Origin of the sequence: Candidatus Avelusimicrobium sp. (assembly GCF_050873505.1) — a bacterium.
Taxonomy (GTDB): domain Bacteria; phylum Elusimicrobiota; class Elusimicrobia; order Elusimicrobiales; family Elusimicrobiaceae; genus Avelusimicrobium.
Genome location: NZ_JBNMIY010000002.1, coordinates 162,849 through 188,858 on the forward strand (window position 1 = coordinate 162,849; position 26,010 = coordinate 188,858).

The 26,010-nt window shown below is 49.9% G+C and carries 20 protein-coding genes and 1 tRNA gene; 11 read left to right on the forward strand and 10 right to left on the reverse strand.

The genetic code is table 11. From position 1 onward, the window contains the following. Window positions 1–151: 151 nt before the first annotated feature. Window positions 152–790, reverse strand: coding sequence for a hypothetical protein (locus ACR0QV_RS01720; protein ID WP_432634281.1), 639 nt, complete (start codon window positions 788–790; stop codon window positions 152–154). A gap of 54 nt (window positions 791–844) precedes the next feature. Beyond that, window positions 845–1,546 carry a DNA repair protein RecO gene (gene recO, locus ACR0QV_RS01725; RefSeq protein ID WP_432634282.1) on the reverse strand — a complete coding sequence of 234 codons (702 nt, stop codon included), beginning with the start codon at window positions 1,544–1,546 and terminating at the stop codon, window positions 845–847. A 217-nt stretch (window positions 1,547–1,763) separates the two neighbouring features. Between recO and rpmH the strand changes: the two genes are divergently transcribed. The 6 genes from rpmH (at window position 1,764) to ACR0QV_RS01755 (ending at window position 6,323) form a co-directional block, all read left to right on the forward strand. Further along, window positions 1,764–1,904 carry a 50S ribosomal protein L34 gene (gene rpmH, locus ACR0QV_RS01730; protein ID WP_177747011.1) on the forward strand — a complete coding sequence of 47 codons (141 nt, stop codon included), beginning with the start codon at window positions 1,764–1,766 and terminating at the stop codon, window positions 1,902–1,904. A gap of 5 nt (window positions 1,905–1,909) precedes the next feature. After that, complete coding sequence (rnpA, locus tag ACR0QV_RS01735; RefSeq protein ID WP_432634283.1) at window positions 1,910–2,287, forward strand: ribonuclease P protein component; 378 nt, start codon at window positions 1,910–1,912, stop codon at window positions 2,285–2,287. 34 nt (window positions 2,288–2,321) lie between these two features. After that, on the forward strand, window positions 2,322–2,540 hold the full coding sequence (gene yidD, locus ACR0QV_RS01740; RefSeq protein ID WP_432634321.1) for a membrane protein insertion efficiency factor YidD: 219 nt from the start codon (window positions 2,322–2,324) through the stop codon (window positions 2,538–2,540). 78 nt (window positions 2,541–2,618) lie between these two features. Continuing rightward, a complete protein-coding gene (yidC, locus tag ACR0QV_RS01745; RefSeq protein WP_432634284.1) occupies window positions 2,619–4,226 on the forward strand; it encodes a membrane protein insertase YidC in 1,608 nt (535 codons plus the stop codon). A 12-nt stretch (window positions 4,227–4,238) separates the two neighbouring features. Further along, entirely contained in the window at window positions 4,239–5,549 is a 1,311-nt protein-coding gene (gene jag / locus ACR0QV_RS01750) for an RNA-binding cell elongation regulator Jag/EloR (RefSeq protein ID WP_432634285.1), read from the forward strand. Window positions 5,550–5,729: 180 nt separating this feature from the next. Then, window positions 5,730–6,323 (forward strand): hypothetical protein, encoded by a 594-nt coding sequence (locus ACR0QV_RS01755; protein ID WP_432634286.1) that lies wholly within the window; start codon window positions 5,730–5,732, stop codon window positions 6,321–6,323. Window positions 6,324–6,389: 66 nt separating this feature from the next. Here the strand turns inward: ACR0QV_RS01755 and ACR0QV_RS01760 are convergent, their stop codons facing one another. After that, the gene (locus ACR0QV_RS01760) at window positions 6,390–7,049 is read right to left on the reverse strand and encodes an HAD family hydrolase (RefSeq protein WP_432634287.1); all 660 of its coding nucleotides are present in this window, start codon (window positions 7,047–7,049) and stop codon (window positions 6,390–6,392) included. Window positions 7,050–7,126: 77 nt separating this feature from the next. Here ACR0QV_RS01760 and ACR0QV_RS01765 point away from each other — a divergent pair, with 77 nt between their 5' ends. Together ACR0QV_RS01765 and glyS are read left to right on the forward strand one after the other, a co-directional pair. Next, on the forward strand, window positions 7,127–7,993 hold the full coding sequence (locus ACR0QV_RS01765) for a glycine--tRNA ligase subunit alpha (protein WP_428061500.1): 867 nt from the start codon (window positions 7,127–7,129) through the stop codon (window positions 7,991–7,993). Further along, window positions 7,990–10,068, forward strand: coding sequence for a glycine--tRNA ligase subunit beta (gene glyS, locus ACR0QV_RS01770; protein WP_432634288.1), 2,079 nt, complete (start codon window positions 7,990–7,992; stop codon window positions 10,066–10,068). Before ACR0QV_RS01765 ends, glyS begins: the two co-directional genes overlap by 4 nt. Window positions 10,069–10,655: 587 nt before the next feature. Here the strand turns inward: glyS and ACR0QV_RS01775 are convergent. Beyond that, window positions 10,656–11,012 carry a hypothetical protein gene (locus tag ACR0QV_RS01775; RefSeq protein ID WP_432634289.1) on the reverse strand — a complete coding sequence of 119 codons (357 nt, stop codon included), beginning with the start codon at window positions 11,010–11,012 and terminating at the stop codon, window positions 10,656–10,658. A gap of 12 nt (window positions 11,013–11,024) precedes the next feature. Beyond that, complete coding sequence (lipA, locus tag ACR0QV_RS01780; protein WP_432634322.1) at window positions 11,025–11,912, reverse strand: lipoyl synthase; 888 nt, start codon at window positions 11,910–11,912, stop codon at window positions 11,025–11,027. 84 nt (window positions 11,913–11,996) lie between these two features. Here lipA and ACR0QV_RS01785 point away from each other — a divergent pair, with 84 nt between their 5' ends. Further along, window positions 11,997–14,084, forward strand: a complete 2,088-nt coding sequence (locus ACR0QV_RS01785) for a SpoIID/LytB domain-containing protein (RefSeq protein ID WP_432634290.1) — start codon at window positions 11,997–11,999, stop codon at window positions 14,082–14,084. Window positions 14,085–14,149: 65 nt separating this feature from the next. On the opposite strand, the gene ACR0QV_RS01790 is transcribed toward ACR0QV_RS01785, so the two are convergent. The 5 genes from ACR0QV_RS01790 to ACR0QV_RS01810 all read right to left on the reverse strand — a co-directional run bounded on the left by ACR0QV_RS01790 (window position 14,150) and on the right by ACR0QV_RS01810 (window position 23,657). Next, window positions 14,150–15,916: a hypothetical protein gene (locus tag ACR0QV_RS01790; RefSeq protein WP_432634291.1), complete on the reverse strand. Its 1,767-nt coding sequence runs from the start codon at window positions 15,914–15,916 to the stop codon at window positions 14,150–14,152. 84 nt (window positions 15,917–16,000) lie between these two features. Continuing rightward, entirely contained in the window at window positions 16,001–17,749 is a 1,749-nt protein-coding gene (aspS, locus tag ACR0QV_RS01795; RefSeq protein ID WP_432634292.1) for an aspartate--tRNA ligase, read from the reverse strand. Then, window positions 17,746–18,975 (reverse strand): histidine--tRNA ligase, encoded by a 1,230-nt coding sequence (gene hisS, locus ACR0QV_RS01800; RefSeq protein ID WP_432634293.1) that lies wholly within the window; start codon window positions 18,973–18,975, stop codon window positions 17,746–17,748. The genes aspS and hisS overlap by 4 nt, the downstream gene beginning before the upstream one ends. Before the next feature lie 86 nt (window positions 18,976–19,061). Next, a complete protein-coding gene (locus ACR0QV_RS01805; RefSeq protein WP_432634294.1) occupies window positions 19,062–21,548 on the reverse strand; it encodes a hypothetical protein in 2,487 nt (828 codons plus the stop codon). Between the two features lie 156 nt (window positions 21,549–21,704). Further along, a complete protein-coding gene (locus ACR0QV_RS01810) occupies window positions 21,705–23,657 on the reverse strand; it encodes a hypothetical protein (protein ID WP_432634295.1) in 1,953 nt (650 codons plus the stop codon). 210 nt (window positions 23,658–23,867) lie between these two features. On the opposite strand from ACR0QV_RS01810, the gene ACR0QV_RS01815 reads away from it, so the two are divergent. Further along, window positions 23,868–23,943: transfer RNA gene (locus ACR0QV_RS01815), tRNA-Ala, on the forward strand. Window positions 23,944–24,686: 743 nt separating this feature from the next. Beyond that, on the forward strand, window positions 24,687–25,985 hold the full coding sequence (asnS, locus tag ACR0QV_RS01820) for an asparagine--tRNA ligase (RefSeq protein WP_432634296.1): 1,299 nt from the start codon (window positions 24,687–24,689) through the stop codon (window positions 25,983–25,985). The last annotated feature ends 25 nt before the right edge of the window (window positions 25,986–26,010 follow it).

A 26,010-nucleotide genomic window follows, 5' to 3' on the forward strand; every position in this document is an offset into this window, starting at 1 on the left:
TGTATAGGTCTTTTGTGTAGAGGGATAACTTTGGCAAATTGGTTGTTTAAAGAGAAAAAACGGAGAAAATCGGGGCTTAAATGTCTTATTTGCAAAACTCCCCGTTAGCATTTTCACACTAACGGGGAGTTTCATAAATACCAATTTAATTTTACCGTACCGCCAAGGGTACATAAGACCCTTGCAACAGCGGGCTGTATTGCAAATTAGCAGGTTTGTTGTAATTGAGGAACAAGACCTGGCTTTCCGTATCTACCACAATAGACAAGGTGCGGTTGCGTTCGTCCTTGGGGTTTTTTAAGGTAAGCAAAATGGCTCTTTTGTATTGGGCCGCCTGATATGGATAGGCCTTGCCTTTAAAAAACTCAATAAAATACGCCACGGCGTCTTTGGGCATATAGCAAAAATCGCGCACGTCAATCGCGGTTAATTTATAGTGATGAAAGATTTTATTTTCTCTGGCCGCGCGGGTAAGCACCGTATAAGAGGTACGGCAAGCCTGCGTAAAGACAGAGGGGCGCGTAGCGGCCAATTTGGAAAAGAAATCCGATAAACGGTTTTCCTCGTAAGAGTTGGCGCGTGCCTTTACGATAGCGCGAGAAACGGAAGCCCCCAGCGGGCCGTTGGCTCTATTCATATTTTGGTGAGCCTTTAAAATGGCATTTTGCCAAGAAATATAATGAAGATGTTGTTTAGCCACGCGCTTAGGTGCGTGGCTGGCATTGGCTACTCCGGCCATACAAAGCGATAAAACCAGCAGGCATACAGCAGATATTTTCTTATAATTCATTTTTTTCTCCTTAAAATCCATTGTACTAATTGAAATGCTTTACGGCAAGGTGTTTTAATGGACCGGGTGCAAAACGAGTTCTTCCAGTTCGGCTTGGTCCTCGTCCGCCAGCGGGGCGGGCTCGTTTAGCCCGAAGTTTTTTAGCATATTTAGCGGATAGGTTAGATATTGGTTTAAGAATCGGCGGCAAACACTGTTGCACTTGGATAGAGAAAGCAAATCTTCCGGCTCCGAAAACACGAGCGAGGAAAGTTCGTCCTCGTGCATACGCCGCCAAAATTCGGCCGAAATTTTAAGCACAGGTCTTTCCAACCCAAAGCCCGCCAAGGTCATTAAGCGCAAGGTAAACGCCGCCGCAAAGGCGGAATTGACCTCGCCATATTCCAACTCGGTCAGGGCGGAAAGTAAGAGTTCATACTTATCTTCACTCGGCTGGTGCAAGGGGGTTAAACGCTGCATCAGTTCGCAAAAGTGCATTGCAAGCGTAGTGCGCTTTAAATCTTGGCGGATATGCGGGAAAATAGAGTTGATTTTACCGCCCGTAACCGTGCCAATCGTCCCGCCACGGCGTACATAAAAGCGGTAGTCGGCACAGGCAAAGGGTTCGCTAATGGCCTTTAATTTGCCCGTTGCACGCAAAACCCCGGGCAGGCGCGCGTTTAGACGCCCGTGTTCGCGGGTATAGAGCGAAACAATGCGGTCCGCTTCCCTAAATTCCTGGCGGAAGAGAATAATGCCCGAGTCGGTAAATATCATTATGTACAGCATAGCATTTTTTTAGGGGTTGCATACAGCCCTAGGATATGGGATAATATAAAAGGTCCGGCCGGAAAATTTTATAAACGGTTGGAAAAATTTTGCAATAAAAGATATAATATCTGTAAGTTTCATACAGAAACGATTTTAAATTAATAACAGGAGATACGTTTTTTCCAGTTCGGTTTCCGGGCCAGAATTAACGTATAAGATAAAAATGTTACCGACATACAGACCTAATAAAAGAAGACGTGCCAAACACATCGGATTCCGCGCCAGAATGGCTACCGCCGGTGGTAGAAAAGTATTAAGCGCCCGCAGAGCCAAAGGCCGCCACGAATTAATCAGAGCCGCCTAAGCGCTATGACGCCTTACGGTCTGCCGCGAAGTAGCCGCCTGCACCTTAAAAGAGATTTTAAGGCTGTTATCCAAGGCGGCGCAAAATTGCAGTACCCAGGATTGGTACTGTGGTGGCGGTCCGGCCCGGAGAATACCCGGCCGGCCCGTTTTGCGGTAGTGGTATCCCGTAAATTGGGGCCTGCGGTTGTGCGCAACCGTACCAAAAGACTGTTAAGAGAAGCGTTCAGACTGAGTAGAAAAGACATCAAGCCGGGGACGGATATTGTCGTCAGCCCCCGCAACAGCGAAAAATTACCAACTGTACAAGCAGCGCAAGACGCGCTCACGTTACTATGCGGCAAGGCCGCTTTACTTTTGTCCTCTTCAGATAATTTGCCGTAATCCTATTGAGGGACATATGAATCAGTTTTCGCTCGTGTGTAAAAAATTTTTACTTTTACTGCTCAATTTGTTTATGTTGCTGGTGCGGCCTTTTTTGGGTCCGCGCGGGGTGTGCCGTTTCACACCCACTTGCAGCCAATACGCAAAGCAGGCGATTGTGAAATATGGCGCGTTTAAAGGTGGCTATTTAGCACTCAAACGGGTGCTCAAATGCCATCCCTTGCATCCGGGCGGCTACGACCCGATTCCTTAAACGCGGTTTTCTACCTATCACGCTTCCTCTTATCCGGCCGTCCGGCGCGCCGGGCGGTTTTGCCACAAGAGGAGTTTTATGAATAACAGACAGTTCTTAATTACCGTAATGCTGTTTTTACTGGTAATTACCGGCTACAACCAGTTTGTCGCCCTCCCCAAAGCCCGCGCGGCTAAGGAAGCCGCCGAGGCGCAACTGAAAAAATCCGTACAGGAGGCCCAGCAAGCAAACGGTGCCCAAACCGTGCTGGCGGCTCCTATTTCCGTATCCAAAGAAAAAAAATCCGCTCCCAAGCCCGAGGAATTAATCACGCTTAATTTGCCGCAGGCGGACGTTACGTTTTCGTCCAAAGGGGCGGGTATCAAAACCTATTTGTTTAAAGACGTCATCGGCGACGTGGACCTGACTCCATATAAAGGAGAAGGGTATTTCTCCACGATGCCGCAGGTGGACTTTGCCGAATTTGCCCGCACGCAGGATTCCATTACCTTTGTGGGCGACATTGTCCCCGGGTTTAGCGTCTATAAAACGTTCCGCTTTAACGAAAACGGAATTAATAACGTTAATGTTACGTTTGAAAACAAAACCTCGCAAAATTTAGCCGTCGCCCCGTGGAGTTGGAACTTTGGCCCCGGTTTGGCTACGGTAAAAAGCGAGATGAACGACAACGAACGCGAATCCAAAGCCGTTTATTTGGTGCAAGAAGAAGGTAAGAAAAAGCCGACCTTGGAAACCTTCGCCAAAGGGGACAAACAGCCCACCTTGGCTTGGACGTGGGCCGGTATCCAAAACCGCTATTTCCTTTCCGTCTTAATTCCGCAGAACTGGAAAGGCGGCGATTTTACCGCCTCTTCCGAGAAAATCGGCACCCAAAAACGGATGTGGGGCTTAGCCGGAGAAGGCGATTTGAAGGGCCCGCAATTTTCTATTGCCGTAGCGGGAACCACGGTAGAAGCCAAATCCAAAGTAGAATATAATTCCGATTTTTACTTTGGCCCCAAGGATTACAAGGCGTTTTTGACCTTGCCCTACCATTTGGACCGCTCCATTGCGTTCGGTTTCTTTGGCGCCTTGGGCAAAATCGCGCGCAACGTGCTGGAAACCTTCTACGGGTGGACGGGCAACTACGGTGTGGCTATTATTATGCTTACCGTATTGTTGCAGGCCATTTTGTTCAAGTTTACAATTATGCAGTTAAAATCGGCCGCCCAAATGAAGAAGGTCCAGCCCGAAATGAAACGCATCCAGGAAAAATACAAGGGCAACCCCGAAGCCTTAAACCGCGAAACCTTGAACTTGTATAAAAAGTACAATGTCAATCCGCTCGCAGGCTGCTTGCCGCTTCTTATCCAGTTGCCGATTTTCTTGGCGCTGTTTAACGCGCTTCGCACCTCGTGGTCTTTGCACGGGGCAAAATTCGTGTTTTGGATTACGGACTTGTCGTCCAAAGACCCATACTACCTGTTGCCTATTTTGATGGGTGCCGTGATGTTCTTCCAGCAAAAGGGCAATATCCCCGCTGGGACGGACCCGTCCCAGGCGGCTATGTTCAAGTATATGCCGCTTATTTTTACCTTGCTGTTTATGAATTTCCCGTCCGGATTGGTGCTCTATTGGTTGACCAACAGCCTGCTCACTTACGGGATTCAAACGCTTATTAACCGCAAAATTGCGAAAGCAAATTAAGGAGTCATTTTTATGCCGAATAAAATTAAAGTACAAGCAAAAGACGTATCCGAGGCTATCGCCAAGGGTTTAAAAGAATTAGGATTAAGACGCGACCAAGTGGAAGTAACCGTGTTGGAAACGCCTAAAAAAGGTTTCTTGGGCATCGGTTCCCGCCCGGCGGTAGTGGAACTTCGCCAGAAACGCTGGTCCACCGCCAATTTGGATGCGCAAATTTATATGGACGTTCCGAAAAAACGCCCCTCCAAATCCCGCAACGGGCGCAACAACCGCAAGGAAGCCCACGGCAACCGCCGCAATAACCGCAGAAGCGAACGCGTGTTAGACGTGCGCGAACCGCGCGAAAAGGCTCCTAAGGCTAACGAGCCCCAAATGCTCCCCTGCGAGGCTATCCGCAACGCCGTCATCCCGGAAAATTTGAAAGCCCCTATGGCCGAAGCCAAGGAATACTTGGAGAAAGTGCTTACCCATATGGGTATTAAGGTGGAAAATTTGAACGTCTGGTGGGACGACAAACAACAGCGTATTTTGCTGACGTTTGACTGCGATCACCCGGCTATTGTTATTGGCAAAGAGGGCAAAACCTTGGAAGCCATCCAATACCTGTGCACCTTGGCGTTGAGCCGCCACTTTGACAAGCCGATTTCCGTCATTACCGATACGCAAAACTATTGGAGAAAGGCCGAAGACAAAATCAATGCCGAAATTGAAAAAGGTATTGATATGATTAAACGCGGCAACAGTGTGTTCCGCTTCCGCCCGATGAGCGCGCAACTGCGCCGCTACATCCACCGCGCGGTAGAAGGAAACGAATTTGTAACCACCGCCAGCGAAGGCGAAGGTAAATGGCGCAAAGTAACCCTGCGCCCGACCGAGAAAGCGTTGGAAGCCGCCCGCGCCAACACCGCGCCTGCGGACTTTGTGCCCGGCGTAATCGGCGAGGACATCCCCGAAGAAGCCAAAACTGAAACGGTGCAGGAAGAAGTAGTTGTAACCGTGGAAAACGGTGCCGAAAAGGAAACCTGCGCGGTAGAAGCAGTGGAAGAATGCCCCTGCTGCCACCACGAGGAAGAAGCGCACGAAACCTGCTCCTGCTGTGAAGGCGAACACGATTCTTGCGCGTGTGAATCTTCTGCCAAGGCCGAAGAGCCCGCCCAAGCACAAGCCCCGGCGGAAGAAAATAAGCCCGAAGCGGCTCCGGCTGATCAAGCGGAAAAGCCTGCCACCGAAGAGAAAAAGGAATCCTGCGGCGGATGCTGTGATTCTTGCAACTGCGGCCCGCTGTTTGAAACCCCGGCCGACAAACCCGCCGAAACCAAATAACCAATCATTTGGTAATTTATAATAAATACTCCTCACAATACCCCCTCCTAGGCTATACGGCCCGGGAGGGGTTTTGGTATATAAGGCCCATAGCGTTTATAGGTCCAAAGACCCTTGTTCGGAGGGGGCGTAATTTTGGAAAATAATATGAAGGATGATTTAAATGATTAAGGAGAAAAAATGAATTTTAAGACTTTTTTTACTGCTGCTGTATTGTGTATTACGCTCTTTTCTGTAACGATGGAGTCTAAGGCTCAGACATTTTTGATTAATAAACCTGTTACTTGGCAAAACACGCTCCGCCGAATAAATATGCAAGACGGTTATTCCGTATTGGGCGTAAAGGTTGGCAAAGCCATAGACCGTATTAGAATACATCACCAAGAACAAAAGGAATTGGACCGTTTTTTTGCGTCGTTACCCGTTAAAAAGGCTTCTGCCTGCAAAATGCAGTACACGCTGCTTAAAAGAGCCGTTGCGCAGAACCCGGTATTAGGTGAGTATCTACTGACGGCCCGTCCATTAAGAGATTTTTGTACTCTTTCCGCACAAGACCGTAATCAGATTATCAAAATGTTTCAAAATAAAATTACCGTCTCGTCCGCTACCCAATACCAAAATGCAATCTTGCTGAGGCTGGATGTTCCCGGGGCGAATTTGTGGTTTGTGATTCTGCCTAACAAAAAATTAATCAGTTACACTTTTAATGATCCGGCTGATTTTTACTTTTTACCAGAATTGGCTGGACCTTCGCGCAACTTACCCTTACGATAAGAGAACTATTTGATAAAAAAATACCCCCTCGGACAAACCGAAGGGGTATTTTTTAAGGATTTTTTATTATCCCAGCAACTCGTCCATATCCGGGTAAATGTCCGCCAGGGATTTGTAAATCTTAAAGGCGTTTTCGCGTACAAAGGTATTGGGGTGTTTGATTTGCGGCACCACGCAGGTACGCATCCCCGCCGAAATAGCCGCCGTCGCCCCGGCCACGGAATCCTCAAACACCAAACATTGCGATACGTCCGCGTGCAATTTGTGGGCCGTTTTTAAATACACTTCCGGGTCCGGCTTGGGCTTGGTTACGTCGTCGGTAGTAGTAATGGCGGAAAAGTATTTAATAATGCCCTTTTGGGTCAAAAAGTGGCGCGCCCATTTGCTAATGTTGGAGGAGGCAAGCCCTATTTTAAGCCCCCGGTTGTAAAAATATTCCACCGCTTCCTTGGCGCCGGGGCGGAAGTTAATTTCCCCGTCCTCCGCCAAATATTCCTCTACAATTTCCATCGTGCGGGAATTAATCCGCGCAATATCCGCCTGCGGGCCGAAATGCTGGCGCATAAAGCGGGCGGCTTCCTCGCGGCTGATGCCTACGCACGATTCAAACAGTTCAAACGGAAAGGTCTTTCCGTCCTCTTGGGCGGCCTTTTTATAACACTCAAAATAGATAAGTTCGGTGTCAAACAACAACCCGTCCATATCAAAAATAACGGTGGTAATCATATTTTTATTATACCAGTTTTTGCCTTTTCCCCCGCACGGCTATATTTTATATAATGTATTTACATATGAAATACGGTATGAATTTTCAGGATATGATATCCGCTTTGAACCATTACTGGACTAAACAAGGCTGCGTTCTTGTTCAGCCCTACGACGTGGAAAAAGGCGCCGGAACGTACAACCCGGAAACCTTTTTCGGCTCGCTTACCAAAAAGCCCGTCAAACGCGCCTATGTGGAACCCTGCCGCCGCCCTGCCGACGGCCGCTATGGCGAAAACCCCAACCGCTTGGGCAAATATTACCAATACCAGGTAATTATGAAGCCCGCCCCGGCCAATGTGCAGGAAATGTATTTAAATTCCTTAAAAGCCATTGGTTTGGACCCCAAACAGCACGACGTGCGCTGGATTGAGGACGATTGGCAATCCCCCACCTTGGGCGCTTCCGGCGTCGGCTGGGAAATTTGGCTGGACGGAATGGAAATTACGCAGTTTACCTACTTTCAAAATATGGCCGGCTATGCGTTAAACCCCATTACGGTAGAAATTACCTACGGGCTTGAACGTATTGCGATGTACTGCCAAAAGGTGGATAATGTATTTGATATCCGCTGGAACGATGAAATTACCTACCGCGACGTGCACCACGAGGGCGAACGCCAATTCTCCCATTATTATTTTGAAGAATCCAATGTGGAACACCTGCGCCGCTATATCCAAGAGTGCGAAGAAGAGTGCTTTGCCTTGTGCAAAAAAGGGCTCTATCTGCCGGCGTATGACGACGCGATGAAACTTTCGCATTACTTTAATATGTTGGAAGCGCGCGGGGCGATTTCCGTGTCCGACCGCACCAACAACATTACCAAAATCCGCAATTTAGCCAAGGCCTGCGCCAAAGCCTATGTGGAAAGTGTAGAAAAACAAGAAGAGGAGGCCGCTAAATGAACGCGCTTTTGGAAATCGGCGTAGAGCATTTGCCTGCCCGCTTTATGGCCCCGGCTTTAAAGCAATTAAAAACCTTAACCGCCCAGGTTTTGGACGAAAAAAGACTGACCTATAAATCCGTTGACTCCTTCGGCACTTACCGCCGTTTGGTGGTGGTCATTGAAGATTTGGCCGAAAAATCGTTAGACGTACAAAAAGAAGTAAAGGGGCCGCCTGCCAAACTGTTAAAGGACGCAAACGGCAACTTTACCCCCCAAAGCGCGGGCTTTGCGCAGAAAAACGGCCTGCTGCCTGAAAAATTAACCGTAAAAGAAACCGAAAAGGGACCGTTTATTTATGCCATCGTTAAAATCAAAGGCGAAAAAACGGTCAAACTGTTGCCCGAAATTTTCACCCGCATTGTAACCGGACTTGAATTTGCCAAAAATATGATTTGGGAAGAATCCGGCCTGCGCTACGGCCGCCCGATCCGCTCCCTTATCGGCCTGTATGGGCATAAGGTAATCAAATTTACCGTGGCGGGCGTTACGGCGGACCGCAACACCTATCCGCTGTCCTCTTTCGGCCGCAAACCGATTAAAGTGGAACAAGCGGATAAAGCCTACTATGCTGATCTCCTGCGCGCCCAGCCGCAACCTATTTTGGTATTGCCGGAAGAGCGCAAGGAAGCCCTTATCAAAACCGTTACCAACGAAGCCACCGTACGCGGTTATCACGCGGATTTGGACCCGGAACTCATTGAAGAAACCGTCTGGTGCACCGAACATCCGGTGGCCGTGGGCGGAGACTTTGAACTTAAATTTTTAACCTTGCCCAAAGAACTGATTACTACCGTTCTTAAAAAGCAGATTAAAATGTTCCCCGTAACCAACGACAAGGGCGAATTGCAACCGTATTTTATCGCCGTGCGCGACGGTATTTCCGTCAACCAAAACGAAGTGCGCGACGGGTTTAAAAAAGTAATGTCCGCGCGCTTGTCCGATGCCGTATTCTTCTTTGAAAACGACAAAAAGGCCGGCTTAAATACCTTTAAAGAAAAACTCAAAAATGTCCTGTTCCTGGAAGGCTTGGGCTCTATGTACGAAAAGTCCGCAAGAACCCAGCAACTGGCGGATTGGCTGTGCGACAAATTAGGCCAAACCCAGTTAAAAAACACCGTGGATTATGCGGCTTCTCACGCGTATGCGGATTTAGCCAGCCACGTGGTGTATGAATTTCCGGAATTGCAGGGCTATATGGGCGGGCAATACGCCGCCTTGGAAGGCCGCAAGGACGCCGCCAAAGCGATGGAAGAGTTTTACTTCCCGCTTACGTCCTCTTCCGCCTTGCCGTCCACCGAAGAAGGCAACATCGTTTCCCTCGCCGGGAAAATGGACACCTTGGTCGGAAACTTTTTAATCGGCCAAATCCCCACCGGGAGCGAAGACCCCTTCGCCTTGCGCCGCCAGGCCTTTGGCGCGGTGCGTATGCTTTTGGAAAAGGATATGCAAATTTCGCTCAAAGAATTGGTGGAAAAATCCGCTTCCTTATACCCCGCCGGAACCCCGGACAAGGGCTTAAAGGAATTGCCGAATTTCTTGTTCCAGCGTTTAGCCTTGGTGCTTGAACAGCGCGGGCATAATGCCGCTACGTTAAACGCCGTTTCCAACTGGTACGAACTCCCCCTCACGCAGGTGGAAGCCCTCGTCAGCGCATTGGAAACCGTCAAAACGGGCGAAGAATTTGCCGCCGTGCTGGAATCGGCCAAGCGTGTGTGCAACATCCTTAAAAAAGCCGGAAACGTAACCGAAGCGGTGGACGAAAAACTGTTTGAACTCCCCGCCGAAAAAGCGTTATACGACAAAATCCACGAAGTGGATTCCACCTTGGGCTGTGCGGTAAATACCGCCAAAACCAAGGACGGATATTTAAACGTGCTGAAAACCTATGGCGCGTTTAAAGAACCGTTGGAAAATTTCTTTAAGGATGTAATGGTAAACGCCGAAAACCCCGCCGTGCGGCAAAACCGCTTGGCGCTTTTGGCCCGCGTGCGCCGCTACCTCACGCAGACGGTAGCCGACATTACGAGCCTGTAAATTAGTTTTCTAAAAAGTCCGCGCCGGAGCAAAATCCGGTGCGGATTTTTTTGTCTTTTTGAGTGGATTTCCGACGGGAAAAATAAGAAAAAAATCACCCCTTGACAAAACGCCCAATCCGCTTATACTATCCATACGGGAAGCAATTCCCACCAAGCCGGGAGCCGCAAAAAGCGGATGAGGCGCCGGTGTAGTAAAGGTACAGAAGCAATGGTGCCGTAGGCCGGAAGGAGTTGGGCCTGTGCGCTTGGAAAGGCTAGGACGGTTGGGTTACATAACTGTCCGGGTGCCTGGTAGGCACAGAGCAGGACGTATCTGGCGACCAGTTGGGCAGTCCGTTAAGGGCGGTTTGATTGGGGTGTTATGGGACGGGGCTGTTGCGGTGGATGAAGCGGCGCGGTAGCAGTAGAGTAGTGTTTCCGTTGGTTGATGTACTTGCTTCGGCCCGCGGGAAAAGCGGAGCGGCGTAAGACCCGGCAGTTGGCGTGTAAAACGCGGAAAGCAGTGTAGTAAAGGAGTTGAAATGAACAGCAGTAATTAAACCCCTCGGTTTTAGGTAAACCGGGGGGCTCTTTTTTGTGGTTAAATTATTCTAACACGCTGGGTGGCGGAAGCGCGCTGCCCGCACTCCCGGACGGGGTAATATCCATTGTATTTTGGGGTTCCTCGGGCGTTTTGTTGGCCGGGTCCTCGGTTTCCTCGTCCTGTAAGGGCGTTAAAATCATTTCCTCGTAACTTTCATCCGGAAGCGGCGTTAAATTTTCCTCGGCAGGCGGAAGCGTTTGCTCCTCGTTTTGGGGTACTACTTTAACCGTCTTAGGCGCAGTTTTACGCACTTGGGGCTCCCCATTATACGCGTTGGACGGGTTCCACCAGGCAGGCGGATTACCCGCGCAGGCGGCCATAAAGAAAGAAATAAAAAAAGAGAATACAATCTTCTTCATAATCTTATTATACTATTTTACGCTTTGCCCCGCCAAGGCGCGGCGGTATAACGCCCCGGCCCGGTAACTGCTGCGCACCAAGGGCCCGCTGGCAACGCCCTTAAAACCCAAGGATAGCGCGTATTCTTCCCAAGCCTTATATTCCTGCGGGTCGGGGTAGCGCGCCACCGGGTAATGCGCGACGGAAGGGGCCAAATACTGCCCAATCGTCAGCAAATCAACTCCCACGGAGCGCAAATCCTTCATTAAGGTTTTTAACTGTTCTTCCGTCTCGCCAAGGCCCACCATAAAGCCCGTTTTGGTAAAAATTTCAGGCGCCAGTTTTTTGGAATTTTCCAAGAGCGTAAGCGTCCTTTTATAATCAGCACCGATACGCACCGCGCTATACAATTCTTGCACTGTTTCCACATTGTGCGCCAGTACCGCCGGGCGTGCGTCCAAAACGGTTTTAAGCGCCTGTTTATCCCCCTTTAAATCGGAAATTAAGGGTTCCACCAGCACCCCGGGCATCAGTTGGTGGATAGCGTTTATCACGCGCGCAAAATGCGCGGCTCCGCCGTCTGGTAAATCGTCGCGTGTGGGCATTGTCAGCACCGCATAGCGGATGCCCCACTCCTTTACGGCTTCGGCCACCCGCCGGGGCTCGTTTTCGTCCGGCGGCAAGGGGCGCGCCTTGGTTACCGCACAAAAGCGGCAGCCGCGCGTGCATAAATCGCCCAGCACCATAAAGGTAGCATCGCCACAGTTAAAGCACTCCCCCCTATTGGGGCAATGCGCCGCGTGGCAAACGGTGTGCAAAACGTGTTTATCAATAGAAGCCTGCGCCGAGAGCGCGGCCGAAGTACGCAGGGCGGCTTTGTTGCGCCCGGCCAAATCTTTGAGCCATTGGGGTATCGGAATCGTCATAAAAATTATTATACAAAAACAGGCGCGTTTCCCGCCGAAAACGATATAATATAAGAAATAGTAACCTTGGGGTATTTTGTGAAATATTTTATTTTTCTGATTAGTTTTCTCTTTCTGTTTACGGCCGCGTGGGCGGACGAAGCCCCCAAAACCGAGGCCGAACGCTTAAAAGAGGCGGGCGAGTTGTACTTTGCCTACAAGCCCGATGACGCCTTTGACGAATACATACAACTTTCAAAAGATACCAAAAACCGCCAAGCCTTTTTAAATGCGGCTTTTATCGCTATGGAAAAGAACGAGCCCAAAAAAGCCGTGGACATTGCCCAAGCCGCCTATAAAATTTATCCCAAAGACCGCGAAGTAATAGAAATGGCCGCCGAAGCCTTTTTGGCGGACGGACAATACGCCTCTGCCGAAAAACTGCTCGCCCAACTGCCTGAGGACAAGGACCGCTCCGGCTTTTTATACATCAATTTAGCCCGCGCGCAAATCGGCCTTGGGGATAAAAAACTGGCCAAGTATAACCTGCAACTGGCCGCCCGCGCCGGCACTCATCCGGCCCTTGCCAACTACCTGCTGGGAACTTTGTACGAACAAGATAAAGAATATAAAAAAGCCGCCGAAGTGTTTGAAAAGGCTTCTACCTATGACCACCAATTTATTGAAGCCAAAAAGCACTACGCCGCCGTGCTTGAAAAACTGGGCAATTACAACGAAGCCTACCGCCAGTACCGTATGATTTACTCGTCCGACAAAAGCAATAGCGAGGTCAACCAGGCACTAGAAAGGCTCCGCCCGCGCATTACCCGCACAGAAAAACAACTTACGGGCGGAAAGGAAATTTTAAAGCACACCTTTGTAAAGCCCTTTGCCTTGCCGGACGGCGTAAAAACGCGCGAAATAAAAATAGGTATCGGGATGCGCCAAAACGGCCGCCCGCCCGAACGCCACGCCTTGCATTTTATTCCGTCCCACGCCTTTACGGTTACCGATGCTAAAACAGGCAAACTGTTGGGTAAAGGCAACGCGCGGGAAAGTTGGGTGGCCCTTTTGCAAAACGGCAAAGCGCATTTATCTTCCCCCGCGGGCAAAAAAATATCGTTTTCCGGCTCTGTAATGATTACCCCCACCTCCAAAACGCAAGGCGAAGGGGCCACCATTATCGTAAAAAACGTAATGAGCGGCGCTGGGATGACTTGGGCCAGCGTGGACGATAAAGAATACCGCGGCAAGTTGCAAATTACGCACAATACCAAAAACAATACGCTGGTGCCGATAAACATTGTAACCATAGAGGAATATTTGCAGGGCGTTATTTCGTCCGAAATGCCGACTAAATTTCCGATGAACGCCTTGCGTGCGCAGGCCGTTTTGGCCCGTACTTACGCCCTAAAACACTTGGGCAAACATAAGTCCTACGGGTATGATTTGTGCGACACGCAAAACTGCCAGGTTTATGGCGGGGTAAGTGCCGAAAGCGAACGCGGAAACGCCGCCGTGGAATCCACCGTAGGCGAAGTGTTGGAATACAAAAACAAACCGATTGAGAGTGTGTTTTCGGCCAACTGCGGCGGCATTACGCAAAGCGCCAAGGAAGCAGGGTGGAGCGAAACGCCCTATTTAAACCCGGTGTCCGACTACAAGGATTTTAATTTTGATACGTTACAACCTTACCAGTTTAAGGAACTGTTGCAATACCCGCACGATGCGTACAGCCGCTACGACAAAAACGTCAGTTTGGCGGCCTACCGCTGGACGCGCGTAGTGGACGAAAAAGACCTGCGCCAAGTGATTAAACGCCAGAAGAAGGATATCGGCCGCATTACGGCCTTAATCCCCTTGCGGCGCGGACGCTCGGGCTACGTAAGCCGCTTGCTTGTACGGGGAACCAAGGGCACTGTTACGTTAAATAAAGAAAACGTCATCCGCAATAATTTAAGTTTGGGGATGCTTAGGAGCAGTTACTTTATTGTGGAGCCCAATTACGAAAACCGCGAACTGAAATTCTTTGTATTTTACGGCGGCGGTTGGGGGCACGGCGTGGGATTTTGCCAAACGGGCGCCGCCGGGCGCGCCGATGCGGGGCAGGATTACAAAACGATTTTAAACCACTATTTTCCGCTGGCGGATTTCATTTCCGCACACGCGGACACCCCGGATAAATAATCTGATATATATGAAAAACCCCCAGGAAAATCTCCCGGGGGCTGTTTTTCATCACTTCTAAAAACTTATTGGCCGGAAAGTTGGCGCTGTGCCTCGGCCTGCGCCTGCTGGATTTGCTTTTGCTTTTCGGCGTTGGAAAGATTGGAAGCGTTAATCTTATCAATCTTTTCAAACGTCGCGGCCAGCACATCGTGCGCGTGGGAGCGCAACGCCTGTTTTTGTTCGGCGGGCAACTGCGCTACCGACGGGTCGCGCATAATGGCGTCCACCTGCTTATTTACGCGGGCTTCCTTCATTTGCGGGGAATCTTGGCGCGCTTGGATGTCTTGGTTTACCTTCAAGCGCAGTTCCATTGCTTTTTTATCAAATTCCGCGGCGGAAATTTCCTGATTGTTCGCCAGTTCCATATAATCCTGCTGGTATTTTTGCAAGAGGGCGTCAATTTCCCTAGCCCCGGCCTCGCCGTAAATCTGTTGGGCGTTGCCTACCAAACTGCTGCGCTGTTGCTGTAAATCTCCGCGGACGGCGTTTAATTGCGCGTCCGTCATTTTGTGCTTGCGCGGAAGGACTTTTCCCCCCTCTTCGTCGGCCAGTTGTCTTTGAACTTCTTCCATTTGCATACCGTCTTCAATCTTGCGCAAACCGTCCAAGGGCATTTGGTGCTGGTGGATGACCTTTTCAATTTCACCGCGGCGCACGCGCTGGTTTTCCAGTTGCTGTTTATAATATTCCTCGGCGGGCAACCCTTGGCGCGCCAGTTGCATATCTTTGGCACGGGCCGCATCAATGGCTTGTGCGGCTTCGCCCGCAATTTGGGAGCCGTACTGTTTGGCAAGGGCTTCCTTTAACTGGTTATCCTTGGTTAAACGCTCTTGTTCAAATTGTCTAAAACCGTTGTCTTGGCTCATTTTTTCCAACTTTTGTTGGTATTTATTAGCCACTTCGCGCACTTTGTTAGCAATTTGCTGTTGCGTTTGTCCGGGTGCGTTGACGGCGGAAGCCATTTCCTTTTGGAAGGAATCCATCATCCGGCCCGCTTGGGCTCCGGCCTGCTTGCCATAAGCCTGCGTCATACTCTGCACCACGCTGTCCTTTTGCGCGGCCACTTGGTCCAACACCGGGGCAAAGGGCCCGGCGGAAACGCCGCGAGAAGAATTGCGTTGGAGGTATTTTTCAATATTGGCGTCTTTTTTGCTTTTGGGCAAAAGGGCCTTAGCAATCGCTCTATCCAATCCGGAGGAAAGCGTTTCCAACTGTTTGCTTAACTGTTTTTGTTTGTCCTTATTGGCTCCGGCCAAATAGGGAGCAAAGGCGTTGGCGCGTTCGCGGCGGAGGGCTTCCTCCCGAGTGGGCTGGTAAACACCCGGCGCAGCGGAATTATTAGTCCCCCCGGAAACGGTATTGCCGGGCACGCCCGCACGGTATGAGCCGTAATTGGCGGGCATTGTCTGCCCCATATAAGGAGCCCCGGAACCGCTGTAAGAGCCTGAATAAGGCTTATTTACGGTAGGGGCGCGCAAAGTATAGTCCCCTTGGTTTAAACCCGTTTGCGGGGCATTTGAGGCGGGATAATATGTATTTCCTTGGCGGTGCGTTTTTTGTTGCGGAGCGTTTTGATACCGCCCGGCGACTTGCCCGGACGGGGCCACGCCCAAAAATTCTTCGTTTTTCAGTTCCTCCAAGGTAGGCTGACGGGGAACCGCCGCTTGGCGCGTACCCGCTGTCCGGCGGGAAGCGGAACCCGCCCCCGTCGTCTTCATAAACGCCAGGCCTAACGCCAAGAGTACAATGATAATAAATCCCAGTTGGAGTAGTTTTTTATTTTTTTCCATAATTACCCGCCGATATGTGATACTCTTATTATAATGCAAAAACGGCAAAAAAAGAAGCCCCGCTTTGCGGCGGGGCTCTTTAAATTACTCTTTGGTAATGCTGATGCCCAATTCTTTGAGTTGGATATCATCCACCGTATTGGGCGAATCCGTCAACGGGCAGACAGCCTGCGCCGTTTTCGGGAAAGCGATTACCTCGCGGATGGACTCTTCCCCGGCGAGGAGCGCGGTAATGCGGTCCAAGCCCAGGCCGATACCTCCGTGTGGAGGCGCACCCGCTTCCAGCGCGTTTAACAGCATACCGAAGCGGCGGGCGGCTTCTTCCTTGGAGTGTTTCATCAAGGCCAAAATACGTTCCTGCACCTCGCGGCGGCAGTTGCGCACGGAGCCGGAAGCCAATTCGTTGCCGTTTAACACGAGGTCAAACTGGTAGGAGCGGATAGAACCGGGGTCCTTTTCCAAATTGGGCAAGTCCTCTTCCACCGGGGCGGTAAAGGGGTTATGCGCCGCATCCCAGCGGTTTTCCTCGGGGATGTATTCCAAGAGCGGGAAGTTGGTAATCCACACAAAAGCCCAGTCGCTTAATTGCGGCAACTCTTTGACGAGTTCTTTGCGTAAAGCGCCCATAAAGGTTTGGCAGGTGTGGAGTTTGGCGTCGCTACCGATAAAGATAATGTCGCCTTCCTGCGCGGCCACGGAGGCCTGCACGGCTTTTAATTCGTCTTCGGTAAAGAACTTGGCGGACGGACCCTCAAACTTGCCGTCTTTTACTTTAATCCACACGAGGCCCTTGGCACCGTTCTTTTTGACGAGTTCGGTCAGTTTATCCAAGTGTCCGCGGGAATAGGCGGCGCCTTTTTCGCCACGGATGGCGCGGATGGCACCGTTAGCGGCCAAGATATCTTTAAATACTTTAAAGCCTGTATTTTTGAAGATTTCGTTTACGTTCTTCATTTCCAACGTATAGCGCAAATCCGGCTTATCGGAGCCGTATTTTTCCATAGCGTCGTGGTAGGAAAGTTTGGGGAACGGGGTCTTTAATTCTTTGCCCGCCGTTTTAAAGATTTCCTTCATCAGCCCTTCTACAATTTCGTGGATATCGTCAATCGTTACGAAGGACATTTCCATATCAATCTGCGTATGTTCGGGCTGGCGGTCGGCGCGGAGATCTTCGTCGCGGAAGCAGCGGGCCAACTGGAAGTAGCGGTCAATACCGCTGGCCATTAAGGTTTGTTTGAACATCTGGGGGCTCTGCGGCAAAGCGTAAAATTCGCCGTGGTGTACGCGGGACGGAACCAAATAATCGCGCGCGCCTTCGGGCGTGGAACGCGTTAAAATAGGGGTTTCCACTTCCAAAAATCCGTTGGCGTCCAAATAGCGGCGGGCAGCCTGCGCAATGCGGTGGCGCAGGAGCAAATTGGCAAACATTTTGGGGTTGCGCAAGTCCAAATAGCGGTATTTCAAGCGGATTTCTTCGGCTACCGAGCGGGATTTATCCACATCAAACGGAAGCGGGATAGAGGTGTTTAACACCTTAAAATCTTCCGCCAACACTTCAATTTCCCCGGTCTTCATATTTTTGTTTACAGCCCCTTCAATACGGCGCTGTACGGTGCCGGTTACCTGCAAAACATATTCGTTGCGCACAGCGGAAGCCTCGTTGAAAAAGGGTTTAGAGGGTTCCACCACCACTTGGCAAACGCCGGTGCGGTCGCGCAAGTCAATAAACAGCACCCCCCCGTGGTTGCGGTAACTGTTTACCCAGCCGCACAGGGTTTGTTTGGTGCCTAACAGGGACGCGGTTACATCCCCGCAGTAATTGGTTCTTTTCATATCCGTTTTTTTACCTCGTCAGTTAAAACGTCAAAAGCAATTTGGGTTTGTTCACCCGTTTGCAAATCTTTCAAAGTGGCTACTTTTTTAGCCAGTTCATCCCCGCCTAAAATAAGCGCGTAGGACGCCCCGCAGCGGTCGGCCTGCTTCATTTGGCCCTTTACATTTTTTTCAAAAAGGCCGCCTTCGGTGCGCACGCCCGCTTCGCGCAGGGCCTGCATTAAATTAAAGGCCGTTTCGTTGCAATCTTTTTCAAGCGACACCACGCAAACGCTCTTTTCCTTGGCTCTTTCCACCTCGCCGCGCGATAAAATCACGCGTTCGGCGCCCATTGCCCAGCCGATAGCCGGAGTCGCCGGGCCACCCATATTTTTGATGAGCGTATCGTAGCGTCCGCCTGCGGCAATAGCGTTTTGGGAAGCGTCGCCCGCCTGAAATTCAAACACCGTGCGGGAATAGTAATCCAGCCCGCGCACGAGCATCGGGTCCACTTCAAAATCAATTTTACCCTTTAATAAGCGTTGCACTTCGTCAAAGTGGGCTTGGCACTCGGGGCACAGGTGCATAGTCGGCACGCGGCCCGCAAAACGGGCGCCGTCAATTTTGCAGTCCAATACGCGCAAGGGGTTCTTTTCCAAACGCGTTTGGCAGTTTTCGCACAGCGTGTCTTTTTCCTTAGACAAGAAATCAATGAGTTCCTGGCGGTAGAGCGGGCGGCATTTGTCGCACCCTAAACTATTAATTTTTACTTTATAGTTTTTGGCGCCAAATTTAGCCACGATGTCCTTTAACATCAAAATCACTTCCGCATCGGCAGCCGGAGCGGCGTTGCCGATGTATTCCGCGCCGATTTGTTCAAACTCGCGGTAGCGGCCCGCCTGCGGGCGTTCCGCGCGGAACATATTGCCAATGTAATAAAATTTTTGCACGGGTGCGTTTTGCGTAAAATTATTTTCCAAATACGCACGCACCACGCCGGGGGTGCCTTCGGGGCGGATAGCCAACTGGCGGTGCCCGGCATCTTCAAACGCGTACATTTCCTTTTGGACAATGTCGGTCGTTTCGCCGGTGGATTTAATAAAAAGTTCCTTTAATTCCACGGTGGGCAGGCGCAATTCGCCAAACCCATAAAGGGAAAATACGCCGCGGGCGCAGTTTTCCAGTTCAGTAAAATTTTTAGATTGGGGTTCAAAGATATCTCTAAACCCGCGTACAAGTTTAGCCATATAAGTAATTTTAGCATTTTAGAGGGAAATAAGAATAGCCATATGCCAAAAAAGCCCCGGTTTCCCGGGGCTTTTGACAGATTGTTTTAGCCTTTGCACGCTTCCGTCAACGCCAAATTGTCTTTTAATTGCTTGTAATAGCGCTTAACGGCGGCTTCTTTCTTGGAAAGCGGACGTCCGCCTGCTTCCTTTTGCGCAATACGGGCGAGCACGGCTTTATTTTCCTTTTCGTATGTTTGCACGTCCGCAGGCGTTACCTGCACTACCAAGCGGCATTTTTCGGCCTTGGCTTGTGCTTGCGCTTTGGCTGCTTTTTCTGCTTCCAAGGATTTTTTAAATTCGTCAGCAGAAGCCTCTTCCTGCGCGCGGTAGCGGCGGATATCGGCAAACGTCAAATCCAGTTTGCGCATATCGGCTTTGGCCTGCACCACATCGTTGGGCATACTGAAAAAGTAATAGTCCGAGTAGCGGGTTAAACTGTCCTCATCCGTTTTGTGGAAACGCTTAAAGAAGCGGTACGCACACAACGAGTGCTTATGCACCGTACGGCCTACGGAATCGGTGTAAAAAGAGCCGTCCGCCATTTCCTGCTTGCACACCACGCATTTTGCCTTAGGTGCCGTAGTAGCAACCGTTTGAACAGGTTTTGCTGGCACGTTCGCCGCAGTGAGAACCTGTTTGACGGGTGCCGTTTTTTGTCCATCCGAAACAGGCTTTTGGGAAACCGCCGCTGGCGTAGTCTTTTTAGCCGTTGCCCCGGCAGGCTTAACAGGCGTAGCCGCAGGAGTAGTTTTGCGCGGAGTAGCCGTACTGCCCTTTGTGGCAACCGGGCTTGCAAGCGCTACGGGTGCCGTCTTTCTGGCGGGTGTAAATTCCGTGCCTAACTGCGCCAACAAGGGATTATGATTTCCCTGCGGTTGCGTCAGTTGGGCCCATGTCGGTACTGCGCGTTTGGTGGCATTATGTTGGTAAGTCTTGCCCAATTTGGACCAGTTTGCCTGTGCTTGCTCTTCACAAGCCATATGGATATGATACGGGCGGATACGTCCATTTACCTTTACATCTTGGCACAAATACCCGTTTTCCTTTCCCACGGGTTTTCCACATACCAAGCACGGATAAGTAACAGACGAAAAATCACTATCCATAGGTTTGGCCGTCAAAATGCCTTTGGCATCCAATATTTCAGAACCGGGGGCATATTGCCCTTTGTACTGGTTTAAATCTTGCACAAGTTTGGCTATCTGCTGGGAAGAGGCATTTCCTTTACTGTTGGCTACTTGAACAGGCTCTATTTGCTGTTTTATAATCTCGCTGATTTTATCCGCCTTTTGCGTTAAATATTGGCACTCGGCAGACAGGGCCAGCCCTTGGTTATCCAAACTCACGCCCACTCCGCGCTTGGATTGCAAGGATTCACAACGAGCATCACGCGCTTGTTCTACTTTGCCCAAATAGGCGTTCCAATCTTGGGCAATTTGCACGAGTTGCCCGGCCGCCCCGGCATTTTGTTTCCAACTTTTCAAATAGGCCTGAACTTTGGCCAAGTCGGCGGAATCTTTGGCGGGAATTCCTTGCAAATAGGTATAAGGTTTACCACAAAGGCTCTTCCAGCCGTTTTGCACGCGAGGAGAGTTTTTCCCCTCCATACCCCAAATAAAGTCCACCGCGTTGATAAAACCTTCCAAGTCGTCGCAAGTAAGGATGTCTTTATCATTACCCATAATAGAGGACACGCCCTTAAAAACCATTTCGTGCGGTTCCACCCGGAGCAAGGAGTGAACCTTATCCATATTTTGTTTATCCGCGTACAGGTCCGCTAATCCAAAGAAATGCCCTAATTCGTGCAGAGTAACCCCTTTCATAGAATAGTCCATAACATAACCACCCGCAAAAATCCGGTTATTTTTCTCGGCTTCCCGAGACGCCACTTCGTTCGCGGAATAATCGTCGTTGCCCGGCAAAGAAAGTTTCCAAATCGTTTTGTCTTTATCGTACACGCCTTTTATTCCGCCCGCCGTTCCGCGATGTTTGAAATATTGCTGTTTGATGGAACCATATTGAAAATTTCCCAACGATTTAATACGCAAATCATACTTGCCTTTCATCGCTTTGTCGCAATCCTCGCCATTGGGATTAATTACTTGCAATTCAATACGGCGCGGCAGAGCGGCCAAAATATCGGCAAACTCCGCCTTGCGCGCAAATTCTGACGCAGGTGCGACAGGCTGCTGTTTTTTGGCTTTCTTTTTACCCTTGGTAGGAGCCGTTTGGACCGGTTGTGCTTCACCCAGTTGTGTGCGGATAAAGGCTAACCAAGTATCAAGCGCTTCTTGTGTGGAGCGAACAAAATAATCCCGCGTGATTTTTTGGCGGACCGGGTCGGTACTGGTGCCCTCGGTACTGACGCATACGCGAACCTTGGGGTTTTGCGTAGTCAGCACATAATACAAAAAACTGTTTTTGTAGATATAGGGGTTCCCGTTATGGGAAACCAAAGACTGTAATATCCCCCACGCGCTTGCAGAGGAAGCAAATACCAAACAAGCAAAAAATAAAAGAAGTTTTTTCATATATTATTATCCAAATATAAGAATTTCCGCTCTAAAACCTGCTTTAAAAAGCACTTTTATTGCGGATAACTATATTTATAGTATAGCCCTTATGGGTGGAGTTTTCAAGGACGTTTTAGTTTCCACCAAAAAACCCCGGGTTCCCGGGGCTTTTTATTAAAGCGCTTTTAGTTGGGCAGACAAGTTTTGGCACCAAGGAGTGCTTTGCACCTGTTTTAAACGCTGGCTGTATGCGTTCCACAACGAGGCCTGCCGCTGGTTCAATTTCTGCCCTTTATTCAGGCGTTTGCGGATCGGAGTAAGTTCCTTTTCGTACTTTTGCTCAAAACTGGACAAGGTACATTGTGCCTTATATTTATCTTCCAATTCCTTGCGTTTAGCCGCATTATCGGCTTTTTTACCGGTCTTGGGGGCGGCTTTCGTTTCCGCCTTGGCTGGGGCTGGCGTATTTACGGCAGCGGAAGCCACTACCGTTTTGGGAGCATCCCCATTTTTGTATGCATCAAACAAGGCTTGATATTCCTGCACCTCGCGCGCTTGCGTGGGCAAAGCAGTACCCGTACGGACGGCTAATAAAGAATCCCGCAAACCGGGGTGCGCGGCAATATAGCGGTCCAAGGCCGCCTTGGGGCTGTTATCCACCTTTACAGGCTGGCTAACAGGTGCCGCAACAGGTGCGGAACTACTCGGTTTAGGAGTCGCCACCGGGGCAGGTTTCGCCGCCGTGGGCACTGCCGCCGGGGCAGAAGTTTGCGGTTTAGACGTAGCCGCCACCACTTGCGCCCCTTTCGGGCCCACGTAGTTACCGCTAATCACGGGCGTGGATTTGGACGGCGTTTGCGTTCTGCCCTTATTCTCCGAGCCTGCAACGGCCACCGCCGGAGTATCCTTTTTGGCAAGTTCCGGGAATTTCCCGGTCGCTATATTGTTTTCCAGTTGTGCAATATCCTGCGCTACTTTATCGCGCTCCGCTTCCAACTTTTTCAATTTGGCCTGTTCAGCCTTTACTTGGCGGGGCGTCCATTTATAAAATTTGGCATTTTGAATTTCATACTTTTTAGAAGTAATCAGCCCATCCAATTCCGTTTTTCTATCCTTCAAGGCGGACAAGTTCTTGGTAGCACCTGCAAGGCGGGCTGCCAAATCGCGCTGGACTTCAAGCGCTTTGGAAGCAAACGCAGGCTTATCCGCGGCTTTATAGCCGTTAGCGGCCCATTTTACAAAAGAGTCGTGCTCCTGCTTGGCCTGCGCGGGGTCCGCGTTGCGCTGGGGAACGCCGTCCATATAAATATAATTGCGCCCGCAGAGGTCCGCCCAACCGTGCTGTAAGCGGTTAGAGGTTTTGCCGTCCTGACGCATAATAAAGTCCATTGCGTTGATAAACCCTTCCGCATCGTCGCAAGTCAAATTTCTTCTTTTGTCCATAGAAGAGCCCTGCATAATGGACTCTATTTTTGTTAATTCTTCAAAAGCCCGCAAAGAATAGGTCTTGTCGGCTGAAAAATTGGAATATTGGTCAGCCAATCCAAACAAATGGGAAACCTCGTGCATAGCAATTTCTACACGCGCTTCTTTAAGTGGGTGGTCCGTGGATAGCATTATGGACCACGAAAAAGTTTTAGGGTCTTGCACGGGCAACGCGTGGCCTTGTTTCCCGTAGGTAACGCTAAAACCCGTATCAATGGGGATACGCGTTTTCTGCCCTTTTATTTCAAGGTCAAACTGCCCGGATATGGCCTTGCAGTTTTTACCCGCAGGGTAAGTCATACGGTGCAATTTAAAGTTTTTCGGCCAGACCGCCAAGAAGTCCGCAAATTCCGCAGAACGTCCGCTTTGTTCAATTTCTTGCCGGACAAAGGCAAATATAGACGAAAAAGCCGTCTGTATATTTTCAAACATTTCGTCTTCGGTTGCCTTGTCATAAGGATTTATGCATACGCGCAATTCCGGGCGGCCCTCGTAAATATCGTGCAATAAAAATTTGCGGTAGCCGTTATTTTGTTTATATTGCTCGGGTTGTATTTTAACAAATTCCGGAATCAGCCCCCACGCTCCGGCGGTGCTGGCGGAAAACAAACAGGCACTAAGTAAAAATAAAAATTTCTTCATTTTGCTCTCCAATAAAAAGAGATTTGAGCCAAACACGGGGACCGTTTTCGCTCAAATTTGCTATAAATATAGTATAGTAGTAAAAAATAATATTTTCAAGTGTCGCTGCTAACGGCTACGGCCCCGACGGGAAAAAATAAAAATATTTTTATTTTTGTTTCCGTATATGCTATAATAAATATGTTGAAAGTAAAGCAGTTGCCGATTTTCGGGCGTGTAGCTCAGCTGGGAGAGCGCCTCGTTCGCAACGAGGAGGTCGTCGGTTCGATCCCGATCACGTCCACCATTTAAAAACCTCACGAAAGTGAGGTTTTTTATTGGGGGAAAGAGCCCTACTCTTTATACAAAGAGGCGCGGTTCGCTTCCGAGGTGAGCCGAGAAGGTCCTGCCGAGTTTCATCCCCCCCCCACGTCCACCATTTAAAACCACGCGCAAGCGTGGTTTTTTATTTGGGGATGTGCCCCCCACACTATACAAAGAGGCGCGGTTCGCTTCCGAAGTGAGCCGAGAAGGTCCTGCCGAGTTTTATCCCCGCACGTCCACCATTTAAAAACCTCACGAAAGTGAGGTTTTTAAATATACAATAATTTATATTATTCATACTTTTTGTACCGACAAAAACTTTTCCTTTCTTTTTCTCGTGGGAGAAAAAGAACCAAAAAGACCAGCGGGTCGGTGCCCATAAAAGGCAGTAACGGCGGGTATTTTTACAACTCGCCTTAACAGGCTCAAACAAGTAAAAATACTTCTCCGCCTTATACGCCTTTTATAATCGGGCCAAGACCCGCGAAATCATAGGAGATCATCCTGAACGGGCGGCCCGCCAGGGTTTCAGGATCTACCATTTGAGTTGTGGGCTTTTTGCCGTCAGCCCCGAGTGTTTGGTGGCCCGCTAGTGTGCGGCCCGCAGGGGTACAGGATCTGTTGTTACTAAAAAAGAGGCAAACACCTATTTCTTTTCCCGTCGCTTTTCCCCGCTAAAAAAGATAAAATATGTAAGTACCCTATTTCTTTATTACAGAGGAATATATGTCTAGTAAAATTCGTGTTAAAGATGTCGGCCAATATCTCGGCCAAGAAATCACTTTAAAAGGCTGGCTGTATAACAAGCGTTCCAGCGGCAAACTGCACTTTTTGCAACTGCGCGACGGCAGCGGCATTATCCAATGCGTAATGTTCAAGGGCGAAGTGTCCCCCGAACTTTTTGAACTGGGCGACAAAGTTACCCAGGAATCTTCCATTATCGTTACCGGCACCGTGCGCGAGGACAAACGCTCTCCGCTGGGCTACGAACTGGGCGTAAAGAATTTGGAAGTTGTGCAAATGGCAAAGGATTACCCCATTTCCCCCAAAGAGCACGGCCCGGAATTTTTGATGCACTACCGCCACTTGTGGCTGCGTTCCGCGCGCCAAACGGCTATTTTACGCATCCGAGACGAAATCATTTTTTCTATCCGCGAATATTTCCACAAAAATGGTTTTATCTTGTCCGACTCCCCGATTTTGACCCCCGCCGCCTGCGAGGGCACCAGTACGCTTTTTGAAACCGACTACTTTGGCGAAAAGGCGTTCTTATCCCAGAGCGGGCAGTTGTACGGCGAAGCCTCGGCGATGGCCTTGGGCCGCACCTACTGCTTCGGCCCGACCTTCCGCGCCGAAAAAAGCAAAACCCGCCGCCATTTGACCGAATTTTGGATGGTGGAACCCGAAGTGGCCTACAACGATTTGGACGACAATATGGACTTGGCCGAAGACTTTATCAAATACATTGTGGCCCAAGTGTTAAAGAACCGCGCCGACGATTTGAAAACGCTCGGCCGCGATACGTCCAAACTGCAAGCCACCGTGGAAAAGAAATTCCCGCGTATTGACTACACAGACGCGATTGAAGTTCTGCACAAAAAGGGCAACAACACGCCTTGGGGCGGAGACATCGGCGGCGATGAGGAAACCTTGCTCGGCGAGGATTACGACACCCCGATTATGATTCACCACTATCCCACCGAAATTAAGGCCTTCTATATGAAGCGCGACCCCAAGAACCCCAAAACGGTTTTGGCGGTGGACGTCATCGGCCCCGAAGGCGCGGGCGAAATCATCGGCGGCAGCGAAAGAGAAGCCGATTATGATGCCTTGTTGCAACGCATTAAAGAACAAGGTTTGGACCCCAAAGGCTACGAGTGGTATTTGGACCTGCGCAAATATGGCAGCGTGCCGCACTCCGGCTTTGGTATGGGTATTGAACGTATGGTCCGCTGGGTATGCGGATTACAGCACGTGCGCGAAACGATTCCGTTCCCGCGTATGATGGATAAAATTCATCCTTAACCGTTACTAGATATAAGCGCACCCC